The 17238-nt window shown below is 60.2% G+C and carries 25 protein-coding genes; 24 read left to right on the forward strand and 1 reads right to left on the reverse strand.

Annotated elements, in window-relative coordinates; translation table 11 throughout:
• Positions 1-128 precede the first annotated feature (128 nt).
• Together ACESUZ_RS04120 and hydA are read left to right on the forward strand one after the other, a co-directional pair.
• Positions 129-743 carry a nucleotidyltransferase family protein gene (locus tag ACESUZ_RS04120; RefSeq protein ID WP_195503610.1) on the forward strand — a complete coding sequence of 205 codons (615 nt, stop codon included), beginning with the start codon at positions 129-131 and terminating at the stop codon, positions 741-743.
• Between the two features lie 8 nt (positions 744-751).
• A complete protein-coding gene (gene hydA / locus ACESUZ_RS04125) occupies positions 752-2119 on the forward strand; it encodes a dihydropyrimidinase (RefSeq protein WP_373198639.1) in 1368 nt (455 codons plus the stop codon).
• Positions 2120-2228: 109 nt separating this feature from the next.
• Here the strand turns inward: hydA and yqeC are convergent, their stop codons facing one another.
• Positions 2229-2963, reverse strand: coding sequence for a selenium cofactor biosynthesis protein YqeC (gene yqeC / locus ACESUZ_RS04130; protein ID WP_373198641.1), 735 nt, complete (start codon positions 2961-2963; stop codon positions 2229-2231).
• A 105-nt stretch (positions 2964-3068) separates the two neighbouring features.
• On the opposite strand from yqeC, the gene yqeB reads away from it, so the two are divergent.
• The 22 genes from yqeB to ACESUZ_RS04240 all read left to right on the forward strand — a co-directional run bounded on the left by yqeB (position 3069) and on the right by ACESUZ_RS04240 (position 17199).
• Entirely contained in the window at positions 3069-3863 is a 795-nt protein-coding gene (gene yqeB / locus ACESUZ_RS04135) for a selenium-dependent molybdenum cofactor biosynthesis protein YqeB (RefSeq protein WP_373198642.1), read from the forward strand.
• Positions 3864-3872: 9 nt separating this feature from the next.
• Positions 3873-4916 (forward strand): XdhC family protein, encoded by a 1044-nt coding sequence (locus tag ACESUZ_RS04140; protein WP_373198643.1) that lies wholly within the window; start codon positions 3873-3875, stop codon positions 4914-4916.
• Positions 4917-5228: 312 nt separating this feature from the next.
• Positions 5229-5786: a 50S ribosomal protein L5 gene (rplE, locus tag ACESUZ_RS04145; RefSeq protein WP_006235260.1), complete on the forward strand. Its 558-nt coding sequence runs from the start codon at positions 5229-5231 to the stop codon at positions 5784-5786.
• A gap of 79 nt (positions 5787-5865) precedes the next feature.
• The gene (locus ACESUZ_RS04150) at positions 5866-6051 is read left to right on the forward strand and encodes a type Z 30S ribosomal protein S14 (protein WP_022094280.1); all 186 of its coding nucleotides are present in this window, start codon (positions 5866-5868) and stop codon (positions 6049-6051) included.
• 119 nt (positions 6052-6170) lie between these two features.
• Positions 6171-6569: a 30S ribosomal protein S8 gene (gene rpsH / locus ACESUZ_RS04155; RefSeq protein WP_006235262.1), complete on the forward strand. Its 399-nt coding sequence runs from the start codon at positions 6171-6173 to the stop codon at positions 6567-6569.
• Positions 6570-6602: 33 nt separating this feature from the next.
• On the forward strand, positions 6603-7139 hold the full coding sequence (gene rplF, locus ACESUZ_RS04160) for a 50S ribosomal protein L6 (protein WP_006235263.1): 537 nt from the start codon (positions 6603-6605) through the stop codon (positions 7137-7139).
• Between the two features lie 75 nt (positions 7140-7214).
• Positions 7215-7583 (forward strand): 50S ribosomal protein L18, encoded by a 369-nt coding sequence (rplR, locus tag ACESUZ_RS04165; protein WP_006235264.1) that lies wholly within the window; start codon positions 7215-7217, stop codon positions 7581-7583.
• Between the two features lie 14 nt (positions 7584-7597).
• Positions 7598-8122, forward strand: a complete 525-nt coding sequence (gene rpsE / locus ACESUZ_RS04170; RefSeq protein WP_006235265.1) for a 30S ribosomal protein S5 — start codon at positions 7598-7600, stop codon at positions 8120-8122.
• A 2-nt stretch (positions 8123-8124) separates the two neighbouring features.
• Positions 8125-8307 carry a 50S ribosomal protein L30 gene (gene rpmD / locus ACESUZ_RS04175; protein WP_006235266.1) on the forward strand — a complete coding sequence of 61 codons (183 nt, stop codon included), beginning with the start codon at positions 8125-8127 and terminating at the stop codon, positions 8305-8307.
• A gap of 3 nt (positions 8308-8310) precedes the next feature.
• Entirely contained in the window at positions 8311-8760 is a 450-nt protein-coding gene (gene rplO / locus ACESUZ_RS04180; RefSeq protein WP_006235267.1) for a 50S ribosomal protein L15, read from the forward strand.
• A complete protein-coding gene (gene secY, locus ACESUZ_RS04185) occupies positions 8754-10040 on the forward strand; it encodes a preprotein translocase subunit SecY (protein WP_022094278.1) in 1287 nt (428 codons plus the stop codon). Before rplO ends, secY begins: the two co-directional genes overlap by 7 nt.
• A gap of 18 nt (positions 10041-10058) precedes the next feature.
• Complete coding sequence (locus tag ACESUZ_RS04190) at positions 10059-10685, forward strand: adenylate kinase (protein WP_373198648.1); 627 nt, start codon at positions 10059-10061, stop codon at positions 10683-10685.
• A complete protein-coding gene (gene map, locus ACESUZ_RS04195; protein WP_373198650.1) occupies positions 10682-11470 on the forward strand; it encodes a type I methionyl aminopeptidase in 789 nt (262 codons plus the stop codon). Before ACESUZ_RS04190 ends, map begins: the two co-directional genes overlap by 4 nt.
• A gap of 232 nt (positions 11471-11702) precedes the next feature.
• Positions 11703-11921 carry a translation initiation factor IF-1 gene (infA, locus tag ACESUZ_RS04200; protein WP_035137443.1) on the forward strand — a complete coding sequence of 73 codons (219 nt, stop codon included), beginning with the start codon at positions 11703-11705 and terminating at the stop codon, positions 11919-11921.
• Between the two features lie 150 nt (positions 11922-12071).
• Complete coding sequence (gene rpmJ, locus ACESUZ_RS04205; protein WP_006363204.1) at positions 12072-12185, forward strand: 50S ribosomal protein L36; 114 nt, start codon at positions 12072-12074, stop codon at positions 12183-12185.
• A gap of 14 nt (positions 12186-12199) precedes the next feature.
• On the forward strand, positions 12200-12574 hold the full coding sequence (gene rpsM / locus ACESUZ_RS04210; RefSeq protein WP_022094275.1) for a 30S ribosomal protein S13: 375 nt from the start codon (positions 12200-12202) through the stop codon (positions 12572-12574).
• A gap of 14 nt (positions 12575-12588) precedes the next feature.
• Positions 12589-12993, forward strand: a complete 405-nt coding sequence (rpsK, locus tag ACESUZ_RS04215) for a 30S ribosomal protein S11 (RefSeq protein ID WP_006235274.1) — start codon at positions 12589-12591, stop codon at positions 12991-12993.
• A gap of 19 nt (positions 12994-13012) precedes the next feature.
• Positions 13013-13609, forward strand: coding sequence for a 30S ribosomal protein S4 (gene rpsD / locus ACESUZ_RS04220; RefSeq protein ID WP_006235275.1), 597 nt, complete (start codon positions 13013-13015; stop codon positions 13607-13609).
• A 32-nt stretch (positions 13610-13641) separates the two neighbouring features.
• Positions 13642-14583 (forward strand): DNA-directed RNA polymerase subunit alpha, encoded by a 942-nt coding sequence (locus ACESUZ_RS04225; RefSeq protein WP_006235276.1) that lies wholly within the window; start codon positions 13642-13644, stop codon positions 14581-14583.
• Between the two features lie 30 nt (positions 14584-14613).
• Positions 14614-15081, forward strand: coding sequence for a 50S ribosomal protein L17 (rplQ, locus tag ACESUZ_RS04230; RefSeq protein WP_006235277.1), 468 nt, complete (start codon positions 14614-14616; stop codon positions 15079-15081).
• Between the two features lie 91 nt (positions 15082-15172).
• Positions 15173-15997 carry a tRNA pseudouridine(38-40) synthase TruA gene (gene truA, locus ACESUZ_RS04235; RefSeq protein WP_373198652.1) on the forward strand — a complete coding sequence of 275 codons (825 nt, stop codon included), beginning with the start codon at positions 15173-15175 and terminating at the stop codon, positions 15995-15997.
• Positions 15998-16200: 203 nt separating this feature from the next.
• Positions 16201-17199, forward strand: coding sequence for a glycosyltransferase family 2 protein (locus ACESUZ_RS04240; protein ID WP_373198654.1), 999 nt, complete (start codon positions 16201-16203; stop codon positions 17197-17199).
• Positions 17200-17238: the final 39 nt, after the last annotated feature.

Raw genomic sequence — 17238 nt, forward strand, 5'->3', positions numbered from 1 at the left:
TAAAGGGGGCGCTCTGCCAACCGGCGGGGTGCCCCTTTTTTGCATCGCGGGCGTGCGGGATAAGCGCTTTCGATGTGGATGCCCGCGGCGCGAGTTATGGGTACGATGGTTTCAGGGGAGGTATCGCCATGAAACTTGGATGCGTCATTATGGCTTCGGGCGAGGGCAAGCGGTTTGGCTCCAACAAGATGCTCGCCGATATCTATGGCGAGCCGCTGATTGCCCGGACCATCGATTCGGTTCCCCGGGGCTTTGACGTTGTGGTTTCGACGCGTTGGCCCGAGGTCGCCCAGATTTGCGAGGACAAGCATTGCCCGTGCGTGCTGCACGATGGCGAGCTGCGCAGCGAAAGCGTCCGTGCGGGCCTTTCGTGGGGAGTCGAACGCAACTGGAAAGGTTGCCTCTTTTTACCGGGCGACCAGCCGCTCGTGAGTTCGGATTCTTTTGAGGCTATGGTTCGTGCATTTGACGAGCGTGGCCGCAAACATCCGGTGCGTCTTGCGTGTAACGGTGAGCCTTCGAGCCCGGTGCTCTTTCCGGCGGAACTGTTCGATGCACTTATGTGTCTTGAGGGCAAGGACGGCGGGGGCTCGATTCTCAAAGGTCGCACCGACGTGGTGCTGGTCGAGGCGCGTGCCTACGAGCTGTGGGACGTCGATACCGTCAAGGGACAGCGACGCATAACGGAGCATATTGCCGCCTGCTCGTATTTTGATCGCGTGGCCAACTGTATTAATCAATAAGGAGCAACATGATCATCATCAAAAACGGCGCGCTCGTGACGCCCCAGGGGCTTCGCCGCGCCGATCTTGCCATGGAGGGCGACAAGATTGTGCGGATTGCCGCGGCGATTGAGCCGGCCGAGGGCGATACCGTCGAGGATGCCGTGGGCTGTTGGGTGTTCCCCGGCTTTATCGACGGCCACACGCATATGCAGTGCTGGACTGGCATGGATTGGACAGCCGATAGCTTTGAAACCGGCACGCGTGCGGCTGCCTGCGGCGGTACGACGACCATCGTGGACTACGCGACGGCCGATCGCGGCGTGACCATGCCCGACGCCCTTGCCGAGTGGCATCGCCGTGCCGACGGAACCTGCACGGCCAACTACGCCTTTCATATGGCACTCGCCGAGTGGAATGAGCGCAACCGCGCCGATCTTTCGGCTATGCGCGAGGCGGGCGTATCGTCGTTTAAGACCTACTTTGCCTATGACCACCTGCGCTTGGACGATGCCGAGACACTCGAGGTGCTGGAGGAGCTCAAGCGCGTGGGCGGTATCCTGTGCGTGCATTGCGAGAACGGTACGCTGGTGAATGAGCTGCAGAAGCGCGTGTTTGAGCGGGGCATCCACGGGCCCGAGGGGCATGCGCTCAGCCGTCCGGACGTGTGCGAGGGTGAGGCCGTGAGCCGCCTGCTGTATCTGGCGCACTTGGCCGGGGACGCTCCGGTCAACGTGGTGCACCTTTCGACCAAGCTGGGGCTCGAGGCCATTCGTGCCGCCAAGGCGCGCGGGCAGAAGAATATCTATGTCGAGACCTGCCCTCAGTATCTGATGCTCGACGATATGTGCTATTTGGAGCAGGGCGAGGACGGCTTTGCGGGCGCCAAATATGTGATGAGCCCGCCGCTGCGCCATGCGGGCGACCGTGCGGCACTGCGCGAGGCGCTTGTGGCCGGCGAGATCGATACGATCGCGACCGACCACTGCAGCTTTAACCTGCACGGGCAAAAGGACCGCGGGCGCGACGACTTCCGCGCGATTCCCAACGGCGGACCCGGTGTGGAGCATCGTCCCGTCGCGATCGCTACGAGCTTTGAGGGACAGCTGGGCCCCGAGGACCTCTGCCGCCTGATGAGCGAGAACCCGGCGCGCGTCTTTGGCATGTATCCGCGCAAGGGCTGTCTTGCCGAGGGTGCCGATGCCGACGTGTGCGTGTGGGATCCTTGCGCGCGTTGGACGATCAGCGCCGCGACGCAGCATCAGGCCGTGGACTACACGCCGCTCGAGGGCTTTGAGGCACATGGCCGCGCCAAGGCCGTGTTTGTGAACGGCGTGCTGGTGGCGCGCGATGGCGAGCCCACCGGAGCCCAGCCCGGTCGCTACGTGCCCCGCTAGCAGCAAAGATGCCGTGTCCCCTCCTCAGTTGCGGTGAAATACGGACTGTTTGCGGCCGTCGGGCGGCCAAACAGTCCGTATTTCACCGCAACTGAGGAGATGGGGCCGGCTACTTGAGGCTGCTGGCGACGACGGGGCGGTCGAGAGCTGCCTCGAAGCGGTCGGCCATCGTGGGGTCGCTGAGCGTGCCGACTTGGTTGAGCATGATGCGTGCGGTGCTGAGTCCCAGCGCCTGCATCTCGGCATTGAGCACCTGGGCGACGCGCTCGGGTGTGGCGATGTCGGTGGGCTCGCAGCCGCAACGCTCGCAAAAGAGCTCGGGGCGGTGGACGGCTTCGTTGATGGGCTTGCCGAGCCCTGAGGCGCCGACGATCCAGACGATGTTGGCCGTGCCAGAGGGAATCACCGGCTCCCAGGCGGCGTGGGCCTTGAGCGGGAGCCGCTTGCTGCCGTCCGCCTCGGCCAGGACGTAGTCAAAGCGTTGCGCCAGCTGGTCGAGCGGCTCGGCAGGGGAGGAGAGTTTGCCCGTCTCCGGGTCCAAAACACCCGCCTGGCAGATACTTCCGCGGCTCATGCCCGCGCATGCCTCGCAGGTGCAACCGGGGACATGCGAGGCGCCCGGCTTCCAAGGCGCGGCGTCCAGGCGACGGCTCGACCCGTCCCACGGCACGCCGGCGACGGGGAACATATGCGTGGTGGTGCAGAGGAGCGCGCGGCCGCCAGCGCGCATAAGCTCAAGACCCAGCGTCTTTAGCAAGGTCGACTTGCCGCCGCTGCCGATAATCGCGGTAATGCCCGGCTCGATCCTGAGCGCCGAGGCAAGATTGCCGCTAACCGTTTCCATCTGTTCACCGCCGTATAATACTGTGATAATAAATAATCATCAGAGGAGTAGCGGTCGAACCGCATTTGCTCTGCTCAAACCGTAGCACAGGGAGGTGTCCCGGGAATGCTCGTTTATGTTCGCGGCGCCGGCGATATCGCCACGGGCGTCGCCGCTCGCTTGGTGCGCGCCGGCGTGTCGGTCGTTATGGCCGATATCGCGGTTCCCACGTGCATCCGCCGCACAATCAGTTTTTGCGAGGCCATTCGCCTGGGCGAGGTCGAGGTCGAAGGCATTCGCGCCCGCTTGGCGCAGACGCCGGCAGAGGCGCTTGCAATTACCGAGGCGGGGGATGTCGCCGTGGTGGTGGACCCCCAGGCCAAGATGCTCGATGAGCTTAAACCCGCGGCTGTGGTCGACGCGATTCTGGCCAAGCGTAACTTGGGCACCACGCGCGACATGGCGCCTGCTGTTATCGCCGTGGGGCCGGGCTTTACCGCGCCGGTTGACTGCGACGCTGTGGTCGAGACCATGCGCGGGCATTTTCTCGGCCGTGTCATTACCCAAGGTTCGCCCCAGCCCAACACGGGCGTGCCGGGCATTATCGCCGGCTATGGCAAGGAGCGCGTTATCCACAGCCCCGCCGCCGGCGTGTTTCGGTCCGACCGCGCAATTGGCGACATCGTGAGCGCCGGAGACGTGATTGGCTACGTGGACGATACGCCCATGTGCACGCAGATCGATGGCTGCCTGCGTGGGCTTTTGGCGAACGGCGTTCAGGTGACCGAGGGCTTTAAATGTGCTGACGTCGACCCGCGCGGCGATGCCAGCTATATCAACTATATTTCGGACAAGGCGACGTCGGTCGGCGGCGGCGTGCTCGAGGCACTCGCCATGCTCATCGATGTCTTTAGAGGATAGAAGGCGGCAATGGAAAAGCTCGATGTTGTGAATGCGGCGCTTGCCGCCCTGCGTGCTGGCGAGACGTGCGAGCTGGTGGTCGTGGCCGGGACGGCGGGGTCGTCGCCGCGCGGCGTGGGCGCCTGGATGGCCGTCTTTGCCGACGGTAGCCAGGCGGGCACCATCGGCGGCGGCAAGATTGAGCTCTTTGCGCTGGACGAGGCGCGCGAGCTCCTGAGCGCGGGACAGTCGCGTCTGGTCCGCTACACCATGGGCGGCGAGAACTCCGATACCGGCATGATCTGCGGCGGAGCCATCTGCCTGTGCTATTTGCATCTGGATGCGACTCAGGCACCGTTGTTCCAGGAAATTGCCGACGTCTTGGCCTATCGGCGCACCGGCGACTTCGTCATCGACTTTGAGCCGTTTATCGCGAGCGCGCTCGAGGGCGATGTGGCCGAGTACCATGGCGAGGAATCGCGTCGCACCATTGCGGGCTGCCCCGGGCTTTCGCTGGTGGAGGAGGGGAGTAAGGTTACCTACACCAACGCGGCCTCCGAGATCCCCGCGGCGCACATCGAGACGCTCTGCCCCGAGGGCCTGACCTACATCTTTGGCTGCGGACACGTGGGCGCTGCGACGGCGCGCGTGCTCACGGCGGCGGGCTTTGCCGTCGTGGCTTGCGATGACCGCCCCGGCACGTTGACGTCCGAATGGGTGCCCGGTGTCTACGACCGTCGTCTGGTCGACTACAAGAACCTGAGCGAGCTGTGCCCCATCGGCCCGCGCGACCTGGTGGTCGTCGCCACGGCGGGTCACAAGTCCGATATCGACGTGGTGATTCAGGCCATGCGTGCCAAACCTGCCTATCTGGGCTGCTTGGGCTCGCGTCGCAAGACGGCCTTTGTGCGGGCTCGCTTGGAGCAGGAGGGCTTTACGCAGGACCAGATCGACGGGCTGCACCTGCCGATCGGCGTTGCCATCGAGGCGGAGGATCCCGAGGAGATCGCTATCTCCATTGCCGCCGAGATGATCCACCTGCGCCGCACCAAACTCGTCCCCCGCAAGCGCTAATCGCATCCCCACCAATTAAGTTGCGGTGAAATACGGATTGTTTAAGCCTGTTAGGCCGCCCAACAGTCCCTATTTCACCGCAACTGCTTTTTGGGACCCATTTGTGCAGGGGAGTTGTGGAGTTGTGCAGGCAGACGAGGTTTTTCTGGAAATACGCACCCAATGCGCGTATAGTACCGATTGTTTTGTCGGCTCCTGCTGTGTCGAGTCCAAACCGCAAAATGCCATGAGCGGCGCGGATGCAGCCAGGAGGCACGAGGACAACCCATCGTGGCCACGCCCCGTGCTTAAAACCCCAAGAAGGAGTGAACAATGGCAGAAGAGAAGTATGTGCCGCGTCTGAAGACCAAGTACAACAACGAGGTCAAGCAGCAGCTTCAGGACAAGTTCCAGTACGAGAACGTCATGATGATCCCCAAGTTTGAGAAGATCGTCGTGAACATGGGTGTCGGCGAGGCCGCTACCGATTCCAAGGCCATCGACGGTGCCGTGCGCGACCTGCGCGCCATCACCGGCCAGCAGCCGATGATCACCCGTGCCCGCAAGTCCATCGCTACCTTCCGCCTGCGCGCTGGTATGCCGATCGGCTGCAAGGTTACCCTGCGTGGCGACCGTATGTGGGAGTTCTTCGATCGTCTGACCTCCGTCGCGATCCCCCGTATCCGCGACTTCCGCGGCATTTCCGCCAAGAGCTTCGACGGCCGTGGTAACTTCTCCATGGGCGTCACCGAGCAGCTCATCTTCCCCGAGATCGACTTCGACTCCGTCGATCACCAGCGCGGTATGGACATCACTTTCGTGACCACCGCCAATACCGATGAGGAGGCCAAGGCCCTTCTGGACGCCTTCGGTTTCCCGTTCAAGAAATAGGTTCACCTGCCCTATAAGCGCCGTTCCCACAAGGGGGCGGCGCTTGGGGCGAACAATACTCTATGTGAGGAGGATATAAGTGGCTAAGACATCGATGATCGTCAAGTGCAATCGCAAGCAGAAGTTCTCTACTCGTGAGTACACGCGCTGCCAGCGCTGCGGCCGTCCGCACTCTGTGTACCGCAAGTTCGGCCTGTGCCGTGTCTGCTTCCGCGAGCTTGCACTCAAGGGCGAGCTTCCCGGCGTTAAGAAGGCCAGCTGGTAAGTCACTACCAGCGTTTCAAGCATCAGTTTGGAACAGGGAAAACGCGCTAAAAAGGCTTTGCCGTTAAGGGCGGCGAAGAACCAAGAGCACGTGTTCATCAAGAACGAAGGAGAATCTGTATGAACCTTACAGACCCGATCGCAGATATGCTTACGCGCATCCGTAACGCTAACTCTGTGAACAAGGCCACGGTCTCCATGCCGAGCAGCAAGAAGCTCGTCGAGATCGCTCGTGTTCTGCACGAGGAGGGCTACATCGAGGGCTACGATGTCGAGGACACCGTTCCCCAGAAGACTCTGCACATCACGCTTAAGTATGGTCCCAAGAAGGCTAAGGTCATCAACGGCATCCGCCGCATTTCCAAGCCGGGCCTGCGTAAGTACACCGGCGTTGCCGACATGCCCCGCGTCCGCGGTGGCCTTGGTACCGCCATTATTTCCACCAGCCATGGCGTCATGACCGACCGCGATGCTCGCAAGCACAACGTCGGCGGCGAGATCATCGCTTACGTCTGGTAATTCGCTCGGTAGGTAGAAGGAAAGGAGATCACCGTGTCTCGTATCGGTAATAAGCCTGTCCAGATTCCCGCCGGAGTCGAAGTGGCAGTCAACGGCAACAACGTTGTCGTCAAGGGCCCCAAGGGCCAGCTCGAGCTCGATGTCTTTGAGAAGCTCGCTATCAACGTCGAGGACAACGTCCTCACCGTTTCCCGTCCCGACGACGAGCGTGAGACCCGTGCCCGCCACGGCCTCACCCGCGCCCTCATCCACAACATGGTTGTTGGCGTTTCCGAGGGCTTCGAGAAGAAGCTCGAGCTCGCCGGCGTCGGTTACCGCGTGCAGCAGAAGGGCAAGAACCTCGAGTTCTCCCTGGGCTTCTCGCACCCCGTGATCGTCGAGGCTCCCGAGGGCATCACCTTCGAGGTTCCCGACAACACCCACGTGAACGTCAAGGGTATCAACAAGCAGCAGGTCGGTCAGATCGCCGCTGAGATCCGCGGCCATCGTCCTCCCGAGCCTTACAAGGGCAAGGGTATCCACTACGTTGGCGAGCACATCCGCCGCAAGCTGGGTAAGGCCGCCAAGTAGTCGTAACCGACTCACTCGCATAAGACCAGCACCCCGTCAGGTGCTGGCAAGATCAACCTTTTTAGGAGTTTACGTATGAACAAGCATAAGGCGAAGCTGGAAGGCCTCAAGCGTCGTCAGCGTCGTGTTCGCGGCAAGGTCTCGGGTACCTCCGAGCGTCCGCGTCTTCGCGTGACCCGTACTAACGCCAACATCTATGCCCAGATCATCGACGACAGCAAGGGCTCCAGCCTGACGCTCGTCTCTGCCTCGACCCTCGAGGCCGAGTTCAAGGGCACCCACACCTCGAACAAGGAGGCTGCGGAGAAGGTCGGTCAGCTCGTTGGCAAGCGCGCCATCGAGGCCGGCATCACCAAGGTCGCCTTCGATCGCGGTGGCCGTATCTACCATGGCCGCGTCAAGGCCCTCGCCGACGGTGCTCGTGCCGCCGGTCTCGAGTTCTAGGAGGTATGTAGCACATGGCTCGTAATCAGAAGCAGCAGCGCGAGGCCTCCGAGTTCGAGGAGCGCGTCGTTTACATCAACCGCGTGTCGAAGACCGTCAAGGGTGGTCGTCGCATGAGCCTCGTCGCTCTCGTCGTCGTTGGCGACGGCAAGGGCAACGTCGGCGTTGGCATGGGCAAGTCCGCTGAGGTGCCCATGGCCATCTCCAAGGCATCTCTCGATGCCAAGAAGAACATGTTCCACGTGCCGGTGACCGAGCAGGGCACCATCCCGCACGAGGTTCTCGGCCACTTTGGTGCCGGCCGCATCATCATCAAGCCCGCTGTCGAGGGTACCGGCGTTATCGCCGGCGGCGCTGTGCGTCCCCTCTTTGAGCTTGCTGGCATCAAGAACGTCCTGTCCAAGTCCCTCGGTACCGACAACGGCCTCAACATCATCAAGGCTGCCGTCGAGGGCCTCAAGGAGCTCTCCAGCCCTGAGGACGTCGCGGCTCGCCGTGGCCTGACGGTCTCCGAGATGTTCGTCGGTAAGGAGAACTAAGCATGGCTGACACCATCAAGATCAAGCAGGTCCGCAGCACCAACGGTTGCAAGCAGGACCAGGTCCGTACTGTCCGTGCCCTCGGTCTCCACAGGATCCGCGAGGTTCGCGAGATTGCTGACAACGAGTCCGTCCGCGGCATGATCTTCAAGGTCAAGCACCTTGTCGAGATTGTAGAGGAGTAGCAAATGCAGCTTCACGATCTTACTCCCGCGCCCGGTTCCACCAAGAACCGCAAGCGCGTCGGCCGTGGCAATTCTTCGGGTCACGGCACCACTTCTGGCCGCGGTCAGAAGGGCCAGGGTTCCCGCTCTGGCGGCACCAAGGGTGCCGGCTTCGAGGGTGGCCAGACTCCGCTGGCTATGCGCCTGCCCAAGCTTCCGGGCTTCCGTAACCCCCGTCGTATCGAGTACACCGCTGTTAACGTTGAGCGTCTCGAGCGTAAGTTCGAGGACGGCGCTGTGATCGACGGTGCCGCTCTTAAGGCCGCTCGCATCACCAAGAGCGAGTTCGAGCCCGTCAAGGTGCTCGGCAATGGTGAGCTCACCAAGAAGTTCACGGTCAAGGTCGACAAGGTCAGCGCTTCTGCGCAGGCCAAGATCGAGGCCGCCGGCGGAAAGGTCGAGCTGCCGTGCTAAATGGTCTTAAGAATGCTTTCCGCATCAAAGAATTGCGCGAAAAGATTCTTTTTACCATAGCTATGCTCGTCGTGTACCGCATTGGTGCGCACGTTCCTGTGCCCGGCATTCCCTTCCAGGGGATGCTGGGCCTTTTCTCGACCGATAACAATTCGGTCGCCGCAGGTGCTATGGCCCTCCTGAATCTTTTCTCTGGCGGCGCGTTGAGCTATGTGTCGGTGTTTTCGCTGGGCATCATGCCTTACATCACCAGCTCGATCATCCTCCAGATGCTCCAGGCCGTCGTGCCTTCCCTGCATGAGCTTGCCCGCGAGGGCGAGGTCGGTCAGACCAAGATTACGCAGTATTCGCGTTACCTCACCCTGGCTCTGGCAATCCTCAACTCCGTGGGTTACCTCTTCCTCTTTAAGAGCTTCGGCATCAGCTTTAATGGTGCCGGCGCTCCCGAGATCATCTTCGACCTCATGATCGTCGGCACGCTCACTGCGGGCGCCATGCTGATCATGTGGATTGGTGAGCTCATCACCCAGCGCGGTATCGGCAATGGCATGTCGCTGATCATCTTCGCGAACATCATGGCCGGTCTGCCGCAGGCTATCTTCTCCAGCACTGAGGGCAATGCCGGTGGCATCATCACCATGGTGATCATCTGCGCCATCATCCTGCTGGTTATCCCGCTGATTGTTTTCCTTGAGCGCGGCCAGCGCCGCATCCCGGTCTCCTACGCTAAGCGCGTCGTGGGCCGTCGCATGATGGGTGGCCAGACCACCTACCTGCCCATCAAGGTCAACACCGCGGGTGTCGTGCCGATCATCTTCGCTTCGGCGCTGCTGTACTTCCCGGCTCAGATTGCCGTGTTCTTCCCCGGCATCGGCTGGATCCAGGCAGTTGCCTCTGCGCTTTCGCGCGGCTGGCTCAACTGGGTGCTTAACGTTGTCCTCATCGTGTTCTTCGCGTACTTCTACACCTCCATGGTGTTCAACCCCGATGACACGGCCGACAACCTTAAGAAGCAGGGCGGCTTTATTCCGGGCGTCCGTCCGGGTAGGGCTACCGCGGCCTACATCAAGAACGCGCTCAACAAGATCACGCTTCCCAGCGCTGTCTTTTTGGCGCTCATCGCCATCGTGCCTTCGATCATCTTCTCCTTCACGGGTAACCAGCTGATCCAGGCATTTGGCGGCACGTCCATCCTCATCATGGTCGGCGTCGTGCTCGACACGGTCGATAAGCTCGAAGGCCAGATCAAGATGTATGATTACGATGGATTCTTTAAATAGGCTAGAGGAGGATTGCTCATGAACCTCGTATTGCTCGGAGCTCCGGGTGCCGGCAAGGGCACCGTCGCACAGGAGCTCGTCGCCGAGTTTGGCGTCGCCCACATTTCCACGGGTGACCTGCTGCGTGCTGCCGTCAAGGGTGGCACCGAGCTTGGTATTCAGGCTAAGAAGTACATGGACGCTGGCGAGCTCGTTCCCGACCAGCTCGTAATCGACCTTGTTAAGGAGCGCCTTGCCGCCGATGATGCCCAGCAGGGCTTCATCCTCGACGGCTTCCCGCGCAACACCGCTCAAGCTGTGACGCTCGATTCCGAGCTCTCCGCCATGGGTCGCGAGATCGACTGTGCCCTTCTGGTCGATGTGGCCCCCGAGGTCATCATCGATCGTCTGTCTTCGCGTCGCACCTGCCGCGCCTGCGGTTACACCGGCACCGCTGCCGATGCTACCTGCCCCAAGTGCTCCGGCGAGATGTATCAGCGCGACGACGACAAGCCCGAGACCATCAAGAACCGTCTCGACGTCTACGAGAAGTCCACGAGCCCGCTCGTCGACTACTATCGTGGCCAGGGTCTGCTCAAGTCGGTCAACGGTGACCAGGCTCGCGAGACCGTGTACGGGGATGTCAAAGAGGCTCTCGGTTTATGATCAAGATTAAGTCTGCAACGCAAATCGAGCAGATGAAGAAGGCAGGAGCGCTATCTAAGATGGCGCTCCGCCACGTTGGAGCCATGGTGTGCCCCGGCGTTTCGACTTTTGAGCTCGATCAGCTCGCGGAGCAGATTATCCGCATGCATGGCGGCACCCCGGCCTTTAAGGGTTACGGCGGGTTCCCGGGGACCATTTGCGCATCGATCAACGATGCCGTGGTCCACGGTATTCCCAACCCCGACATGATCCTGCGCGATGGCGATATCATCTCCATCGATACGGGAGCCGTTGTCGACGGTTGGGTCGGCGATAACGCTTGGACGTTTTTCGTCGGCACCCCCACGCCCGAAGCCAAGGCTTTGTGCGAGGTCACGCGCGATTGCCTTAAGGCTGCCATCGAGCAGGCTGTTCCCGGTAACCATATCGGGGACGTCGGTTATGCCGTTCAGTCCCTCGCCGAGTCTCACGGTTACGGTGTGCTTCGTGATTATGTAGGCCATGGCATTGGCCGCGTGATGCACGAGGACCCCAACGTTCCTAACTATGGAAAGAAGGGGAGGGGCGTTCGCCTCCAGGCCGGCATGGTCATTGCCATCGAGCCGATGGTTACGATGGGTTCCAACCATGTGAGCACGGGCTCCGACGGTTGGATTGTTACGACCAACGATCACCTGCCCGCCGCGCACTACGAGAACACCGTCGCCATTACCAATGACGGTCCGGTGATTCTCACCACGGATGCCCAAGGTGCTTGGTGTTCGCTCCAAGGCGGAGAAATGTAAAAGTCGCCGCCCCCTGATGCCCAACCTCGCCTTTCAATTTCGAAGGCATGACCCCAAGGTCTATGCCTTCTCATTTCAAGGCGATCTTGGGCATCAGGGAACGGCTTTGTTTTACATTTCAAATGTAACAAGTTCTACTTAGTTGTGGAGCCATTACGAAGTTATTACGATGCGTATATACGTGTTGTAGAATACTCAATCGCTGTCGTTTTCTAGAGAAAGATGATTGCTTGTGAAGAAGGAAGACGCAATTGAGCTCGAGGGTACGGTAAAGGAACCGTTGCCCAACGCCATGTTTAAGGTCGAGCTCGAGAACGGTCATTCGGTTCTGTGCAACATTTCTGGCAAGATCCGAATGAATTACATCCGTATTCTCCCCGGTGACAGGGTTGTCGTGGAGCTTTCCCCGTACGACCTGACCCGCGGCCGCATCACCTATCGCTACAAATAGCGGCACGCATACACGCACTCCATTTCCGACTGCAGGCTTAGCTCAACCTACGGTCGGATTGTGTGTGAAGACCAGCCATAGTTTTAAACGCCTGCGGCTGGGCGAGTAGATAGTAGGGAAGTAGTTTGAGCGCTACCGAAAGGAAGAACGATGAAGGTACGTCCTTCGGTCAAGAAGATGTGCGATAAGTGCAAAATCATTAGGCGCCATGGCAAGGTCCTCGTCATTTGCGAGAACCCCCGTCATAAGCAGCGTCAGGGTTAAGAGAGGAGACTACGTTGGCCCGTATTAATGGTGTCGACCTCCCGCGTGAGAAGCGCGTTGAGATCGGTCTGACCTACATTTACGGCATCGGCCGCACCACTGCGACGAAGATTTGCGTCGAGTGCAACGTTAACGTGGATACGCGCGTTAAGGACCTCACCGAGGATGAGGTTAACGCCATCCGCGATTATATCGATAAGAACCAGATCATGGTTGAGGGCGACCTCCGCCGTGAGCGCAACCAGAACGTCAAGCGCCTTATGGACATCGGCTGCAACCGCGGCCTTCGTCACCGCAAGGGCCTCCCGGTCCGCGGCCAGCGCACCCACACTAACGCTCGTACCCGCAAGGGCCCGAAGCGTCAGATCGGTGCTAAGAAGAAGAAATAAGGAGCGCTAGATAGATGGCTACTGCTAAGAAGAACGTTCGCGCTGCCCGTCTGAAGCGCGCGGACCGTAAGAACATTTCCGTGGGCCAGGCTCACATTCGTTCTACGTTCAACAACACGATCGTTTCGATCACCGATCCCCAGGGCAACGTCATTTCCTGGAAGTCGGCTGGCCAGGTGGGCTTCAAGGGCTCCCGTAAGTCCACGCCGTTCGCTGCCCAGATGGCTGCCGAGGCCGCTGCCAAGCAGGCCATGGAGCACGGTATGAAGAAGGTTTCCGTCTTCGTCAAGGGCCCCGGCTCCGGTCGTGAGACCGCCATCCGCTCCCTCCAGGCTGCTGGCCTCGAGGTCTCGAGCATCCAGGACAAGACCCCCATTCCGCACAACGGCTGCCGCCCCAAGAAGCGTCGCCGCGTGTAACTGAAAGGATCGTATCAATATGGCAATCGACAGGACTCCTGTTCTTAAGCGCTGCCGTCAGCTCGGGATCGATCCCGCTGAGCTCGGTTACAGCAGCAAGAAGGAATCTATCCGTCAGCCCAAGCGCCGTCGCAAGGAATCTGAGTACGGCATGCAGCTGCGCGAGAAGCAGAAGGTCAAGTTCATCTATGGCGTTCTGGAGAAGCAGTTCCACGGCTACTTCAACAAGGCCCGCAAGATGAACGGCGTCACCGGTGAGAACCTCATGATCATCCTTGAGTCTCGCCTCGACAACGTCGTCTTCCGTCTTGGCTTCGCCCGCACCCGCAAAGAGGCTCGTCAGTCCGTCCGTCACGGTCACTTCACCGTGAACGGCAAGCGCGTGGACATCCCGTCCTACCGCGTCAAGGCCGGCGACGTCGTCGCTGTCGGCGAGAAGTTCCGTGACCTCCTCCCCATCAAGGAGGCCCTGATTTCCTCCGAGCGCTTTGAGGTCCCTGGCTGGCTCGAGGTCGATATCGAGAAGCTGTCTGGTAACGTGCTCGCTCTGCCGACGCGTGAGCAGATCAGCGGTGATATCAACGAGCAGCTCATCGTCGAGCTCTACTCTAAGTAGTCCATCCGGGCTGCTGAGGCTGGAGGTAATACATGTCAGAATTCATTAGGCCTCAGGTTCAGGTCGAAGAGATCAACGAGACGTCTGCTCGTGTCTCCGTCGAGCCGCTCGAGCGTGGTTACGGCGATACGCTGGGTAACTCCCTTCGTCGCGTTCTTCTGTCCTCGCTCGAGGGTGCCGCCGTCGAGGCTATTCAGATCGATGGTGCGCAGCACGAGTTCATGACCATCCCTAACATGGTCGAGGATGTCACCGACATCGTCCTGAATGTCAAGGGTCTTGTCTTCAGGGCTCTCGGCACGACCGACGAGGCGACCGCCACCATCTCGGTTGACGGCCCCTGCGAGGTCACCGGTGCTGACTTCTTTATTCCGTCCGAGTTTGAGCTGGTCAACCCCGAGCAGCACATCGCTACGCTCACCGAGGGTGGCCATCTCACCATGAGCATGCGCATCGGCTATGGCCGCGGCTATGTTTCTGGCGAGGCCAACAAGCGCGACAACGATCCCATCGGTGTGATCCACGTCGACTCGCTGTACTCGCCGGTTTCCCGTTGCGCCAAGCTCGTTGAGGCTTGCCGTGTCGGTCAGCACACCGACTACGACCGCCTTGTCCTCGAGATCGAGACCAACGGCTCCATCGCCCCGCGCGACGCCGTGGTCCAGGCTGCCAATATCATCAACCAGCATATGGCCGCCTTTATGAACCTTGCCGAGACCCCCGAGGTCGAGGAGGAGGCTTCGATCTTCGCTCCCGAGGTCACCAACGACAACGCCGAGCTGGACAAGCAGATCGAGGATCTGGACCTTTCCGTCCGTTCCTACAACTGCCTTAAGCGCGCCAGCATTCACTCGGTCCGTCAGCTCGTTGAGTTCTCGGAGAACGATCTGCTCAACATCCGTAACTTCGGTGTTAAGTCGATCGAGGAAGTGAAGGACAAGCTTGAGTCCATGGGCCTGAGCCTGAAGGCTTAATGCTTCGCATATTTGAGGAGAAACTAGACCATGCGTCACAACGTTAAGAAGGGCCTGAAGCTCGGCACCGATGCGAGCCACACCAAGGCCATGAAGAAGAGCCTTGCTAAGGCCCTCTTCGAGAACGACCGCATCAAGACCACCGAGACCCGCGCTAAGGCGCTGCGTTCGGTCGTCGACCCGATCATCACTTGGGCCAAGAAGGGCGACCTGCACTCTCGTCGTCTGGCTATCGCCAAGCTCGGCGATAAGCAGCTCGTTGCCGAGATCTTCGACAAGGCTGCCCAGGGCATGTGGCAGGACCGCAACGGCGGTTACACCCGCATCATGAAGCTCGGTAACCGTAAGGGCGACAACGCTCCCATCGTTATCATGGAGCTCGTCACCGAGCCTTGCACGCCTAAGGCCAAGAAGGCTGCTCCGGCCCCCAAGAAGGCCGCTGCTCCCAAGAAGGTCGAGGCCGTCGAGGAGGCTCCTGCTGAGGAGACCGCTGAGTAGACTTTCCGTCTGCATAGGCTATATTCGAGGGGTACGTTCGCGTGCCCCTCTTTTTTGTCGCGATACCTTTACTTGTTTGTTGGGAGCGCCCATGACTGCGCCGTCTGATTTCAATTCGATTTCCGAGCTTGACGCCACGCTCGTATTTCGCGTGGCCTACGATGGCTCGTCCTATAGCGGCTTTGCGGAGCAGCCTGGGCAGACGACGGTTGCGGGCGAGCTGCGCCGTGCCATCGAGACGCTGCTTCGCCGTCCGATCGATCTGACGTGCGCGGGTCGTACCGATGCCGGCGTGCATGCCGTGGCCCAGTACATCAGCGTGCCCGTAACGGACGCTGAGCTCGCGTGTACGCGCCGTAGGTGGCTGCGGGCTATGGATGCCCTGCTGCCCAAAGATATCGCCATAAACGAGGTCTACAGGGCCCGTAAGGGCTTTTCTGCACGCTTTGACGCGCGTTCCCGTACGTATACATACCGTATTGCCGATCGCGATGCGCGCCTCGTGTTGTCCCGCGGCGCCGTGTGGTGGCATCGCTATCCCTTGGATGTTGAGGCTATGTCTGCTGCCTGCCCCGCGCTGCTGGGCGAGCAGGACTTTAAAAGCTTTTGCAAGGTTGCCTCGGCCGTTGGCAAGCCCACGCATCGCTGCGTGATGCGTGCCGAGTTTGGCCATGAGGTTGCGTTTGGCGAGGACATCCTGACGTTTACCATCGAGGGCAATGCGTTTCTGCATTCGATGGTCCGTACAATCGTGGGCACGCTTGTCGAGATTGGCATGCATCGCCGTGAACCCGAGTGGATGCGCGAGGTTATCGATGCCTGCGAGCGTACCGCTGCGGGCCCCACGGCTCCTGCCTGCGGCCTTACGTTTATGGGCGTGGATTACGATCCCGCCGAGCTTGTCGTGCTCGACTAGGGGAGGGCTCGACGCGCCGTTCGTCGGCACCTGTCATCTGTGGGCTGCGCGTGTGCAACATCTGTTCTTGGCGTGCAGTGCAACCGGTGTCTCATTGCTTTTATTGCCGGGGTGTACCATGAACGACAGTTTGATTCATTGCTGTCGAGAGGACGGATAACTTGGTTCGACGTGGCTCGCATCCGCGACTTTCGGTGATCCTTGTGGTAGAAGGTTCGCCCAGCTATGCGATGCGTGCGCTCGAGAGTATCCAGAACCAAGACCTCTATGATTTGCAGATTGTCGTTGTCTGCCGCGATGCTGCGCCCGGTGTGCGCCATTCGCTTCAAGTTGCTGCCGACAGGGACATCCATATTGATTTGATTGACGTCGAGGACGCGAAGCGCGGCGCTTGTCTTCGTGCCGGTTTTGCTGCCTCGCGCGGCTCTCACATCATCGCCATGAACGCCGATGAGTGGTTTGCTCCGCAGGCCCTTTCCAAGTTGGTCGATATCGCGTGCGATACTGCGGCAGACATTGTGCTCCCCTCGGTGTCGCTCGATCGATACGATGCGCATCGCGAGCGTCATTCGCGCGTCTTGGATGCTACTCATATTTCCATTGATGGCAAATCTTCGATGGTGGCCGGGCTGCCTCAGTTGATTTTGGGCGGCCTAGTCGCTCAGACCTCTGGCGTGATGTATAGCCGTCCGCTGTTTGAAGCATGCCTGTCGCGTGGCAAGGCGTACCGTACGGTTGAGTTTATGGCTTATGCGCTCTCGCAGGCACGATTCGTGTCCGGCTGCGGCGACGCTTGTTTCCACGCGGTGGCACCTAAGCTTACAGATGCCTTTGATCCCACCATGTATGCCAGGATATCCGATGACACTCGAGCGCTCGACGAGCTTGCGGACTCACTCTCGGAAGCAGATAGCGGTGGTCGGCTCAAGCTGGCAAGCCAAAAGTTCTACTTCGCCGGACTGGTCGCCTGCATCGAGAATTTGTGTCTGAGCCCGCATGGAGTGTCGTCAATCGAGCGTTCCGCCCGTATGCGTGATATGCTCGAGGCGCCTCGAACCCGTCAGATGGTCGCCGCGCTCAAGGACAACCATCGGGGACTCGGTCTGTTGTTTGGGCCGATTGCCAGCGCCAAGCCCGCGCGCTGCGTGATGTGTACGCATCTGGCAGCTTTTCTTAACCGGACGGGCGCAAAAACCGCCTAAACGGCTCATTACGAAACAAATTTGCATAGAATTGTTTCG

This window comes from Collinsella aerofaciens ATCC 25986, from assembly GCF_964239575.1.
Classification (GTDB): domain Bacteria; phylum Actinomycetota; class Coriobacteriia; order Coriobacteriales; family Coriobacteriaceae; genus Collinsella; species Collinsella aerofaciens_BQ.

Bases quoted from the DNA above. Each gene is read 5' to 3' on its own strand.
- ACESUZ_RS04120 (WP_195503610.1), top strand. From the start codon at position 129: ATGAAACTTGGATGCGTCATTATGGCTTCGGGCGAGGGCAAGCGGTTT.
- hydA (WP_373198639.1), top strand. From the start codon at position 752: ATGATCATCATCAAAAACGGCGCGCTCGTGACGCCCCAGGGGCTTCGC.
- yqeC (WP_373198641.1), bottom strand. From the start codon at position 2,963: ATGGAAACGGTTAGCGGCAATCTTGCCTCGGCGCTCAGGATCGAGCCG.
- yqeB (WP_373198642.1), top strand. From the start codon at position 3,069: ATGCTCGTTTATGTTCGCGGCGCCGGCGATATCGCCACGGGCGTCGCC.
- ACESUZ_RS04140 (WP_373198643.1), top strand. From the start codon at position 3,873: ATGGAAAAGCTCGATGTTGTGAATGCGGCGCTTGCCGCCCTGCGTGCT.
- rplE (WP_006235260.1), top strand. From the start codon at position 5,229: ATGGCAGAAGAGAAGTATGTGCCGCGTCTGAAGACCAAGTACAACAAC.
- rpsH (WP_006235262.1), top strand. From the start codon at position 6,171: ATGAACCTTACAGACCCGATCGCAGATATGCTTACGCGCATCCGTAAC.
- rplR (WP_006235264.1), top strand. From the start codon at position 7,215: ATGAACAAGCATAAGGCGAAGCTGGAAGGCCTCAAGCGTCGTCAGCGT.
- rpsE (WP_006235265.1), top strand. From the start codon at position 7,598: ATGGCTCGTAATCAGAAGCAGCAGCGCGAGGCCTCCGAGTTCGAGGAG.
- rpmD (WP_006235266.1), top strand. From the start codon at position 8,125: ATGGCTGACACCATCAAGATCAAGCAGGTCCGCAGCACCAACGGTTGC.
- rplO (WP_006235267.1), top strand. From the start codon at position 8,311: ATGCAGCTTCACGATCTTACTCCCGCGCCCGGTTCCACCAAGAACCGC.
- ACESUZ_RS04190 (WP_373198648.1), top strand. From the start codon at position 10,059: ATGAACCTCGTATTGCTCGGAGCTCCGGGTGCCGGCAAGGGCACCGTC.
- map (WP_373198650.1), top strand. From the start codon at position 10,682: ATGATCAAGATTAAGTCTGCAACGCAAATCGAGCAGATGAAGAAGGCA.
- rpmJ (WP_006363204.1), top strand. From the start codon at position 12,072: ATGAAGGTACGTCCTTCGGTCAAGAAGATGTGCGATAAGTGCAAAATC.
- rpsK (WP_006235274.1), top strand. From the start codon at position 12,589: ATGGCTACTGCTAAGAAGAACGTTCGCGCTGCCCGTCTGAAGCGCGCG.
- rpsD (WP_006235275.1), top strand. From the start codon at position 13,013: ATGGCAATCGACAGGACTCCTGTTCTTAAGCGCTGCCGTCAGCTCGGG.
- ACESUZ_RS04225 (WP_006235276.1), top strand. From the start codon at position 13,642: ATGTCAGAATTCATTAGGCCTCAGGTTCAGGTCGAAGAGATCAACGAG.
- rplQ (WP_006235277.1), top strand. From the start codon at position 14,614: ATGCGTCACAACGTTAAGAAGGGCCTGAAGCTCGGCACCGATGCGAGC.
- truA (WP_373198652.1), top strand. From the start codon at position 15,173: ATGACTGCGCCGTCTGATTTCAATTCGATTTCCGAGCTTGACGCCACG.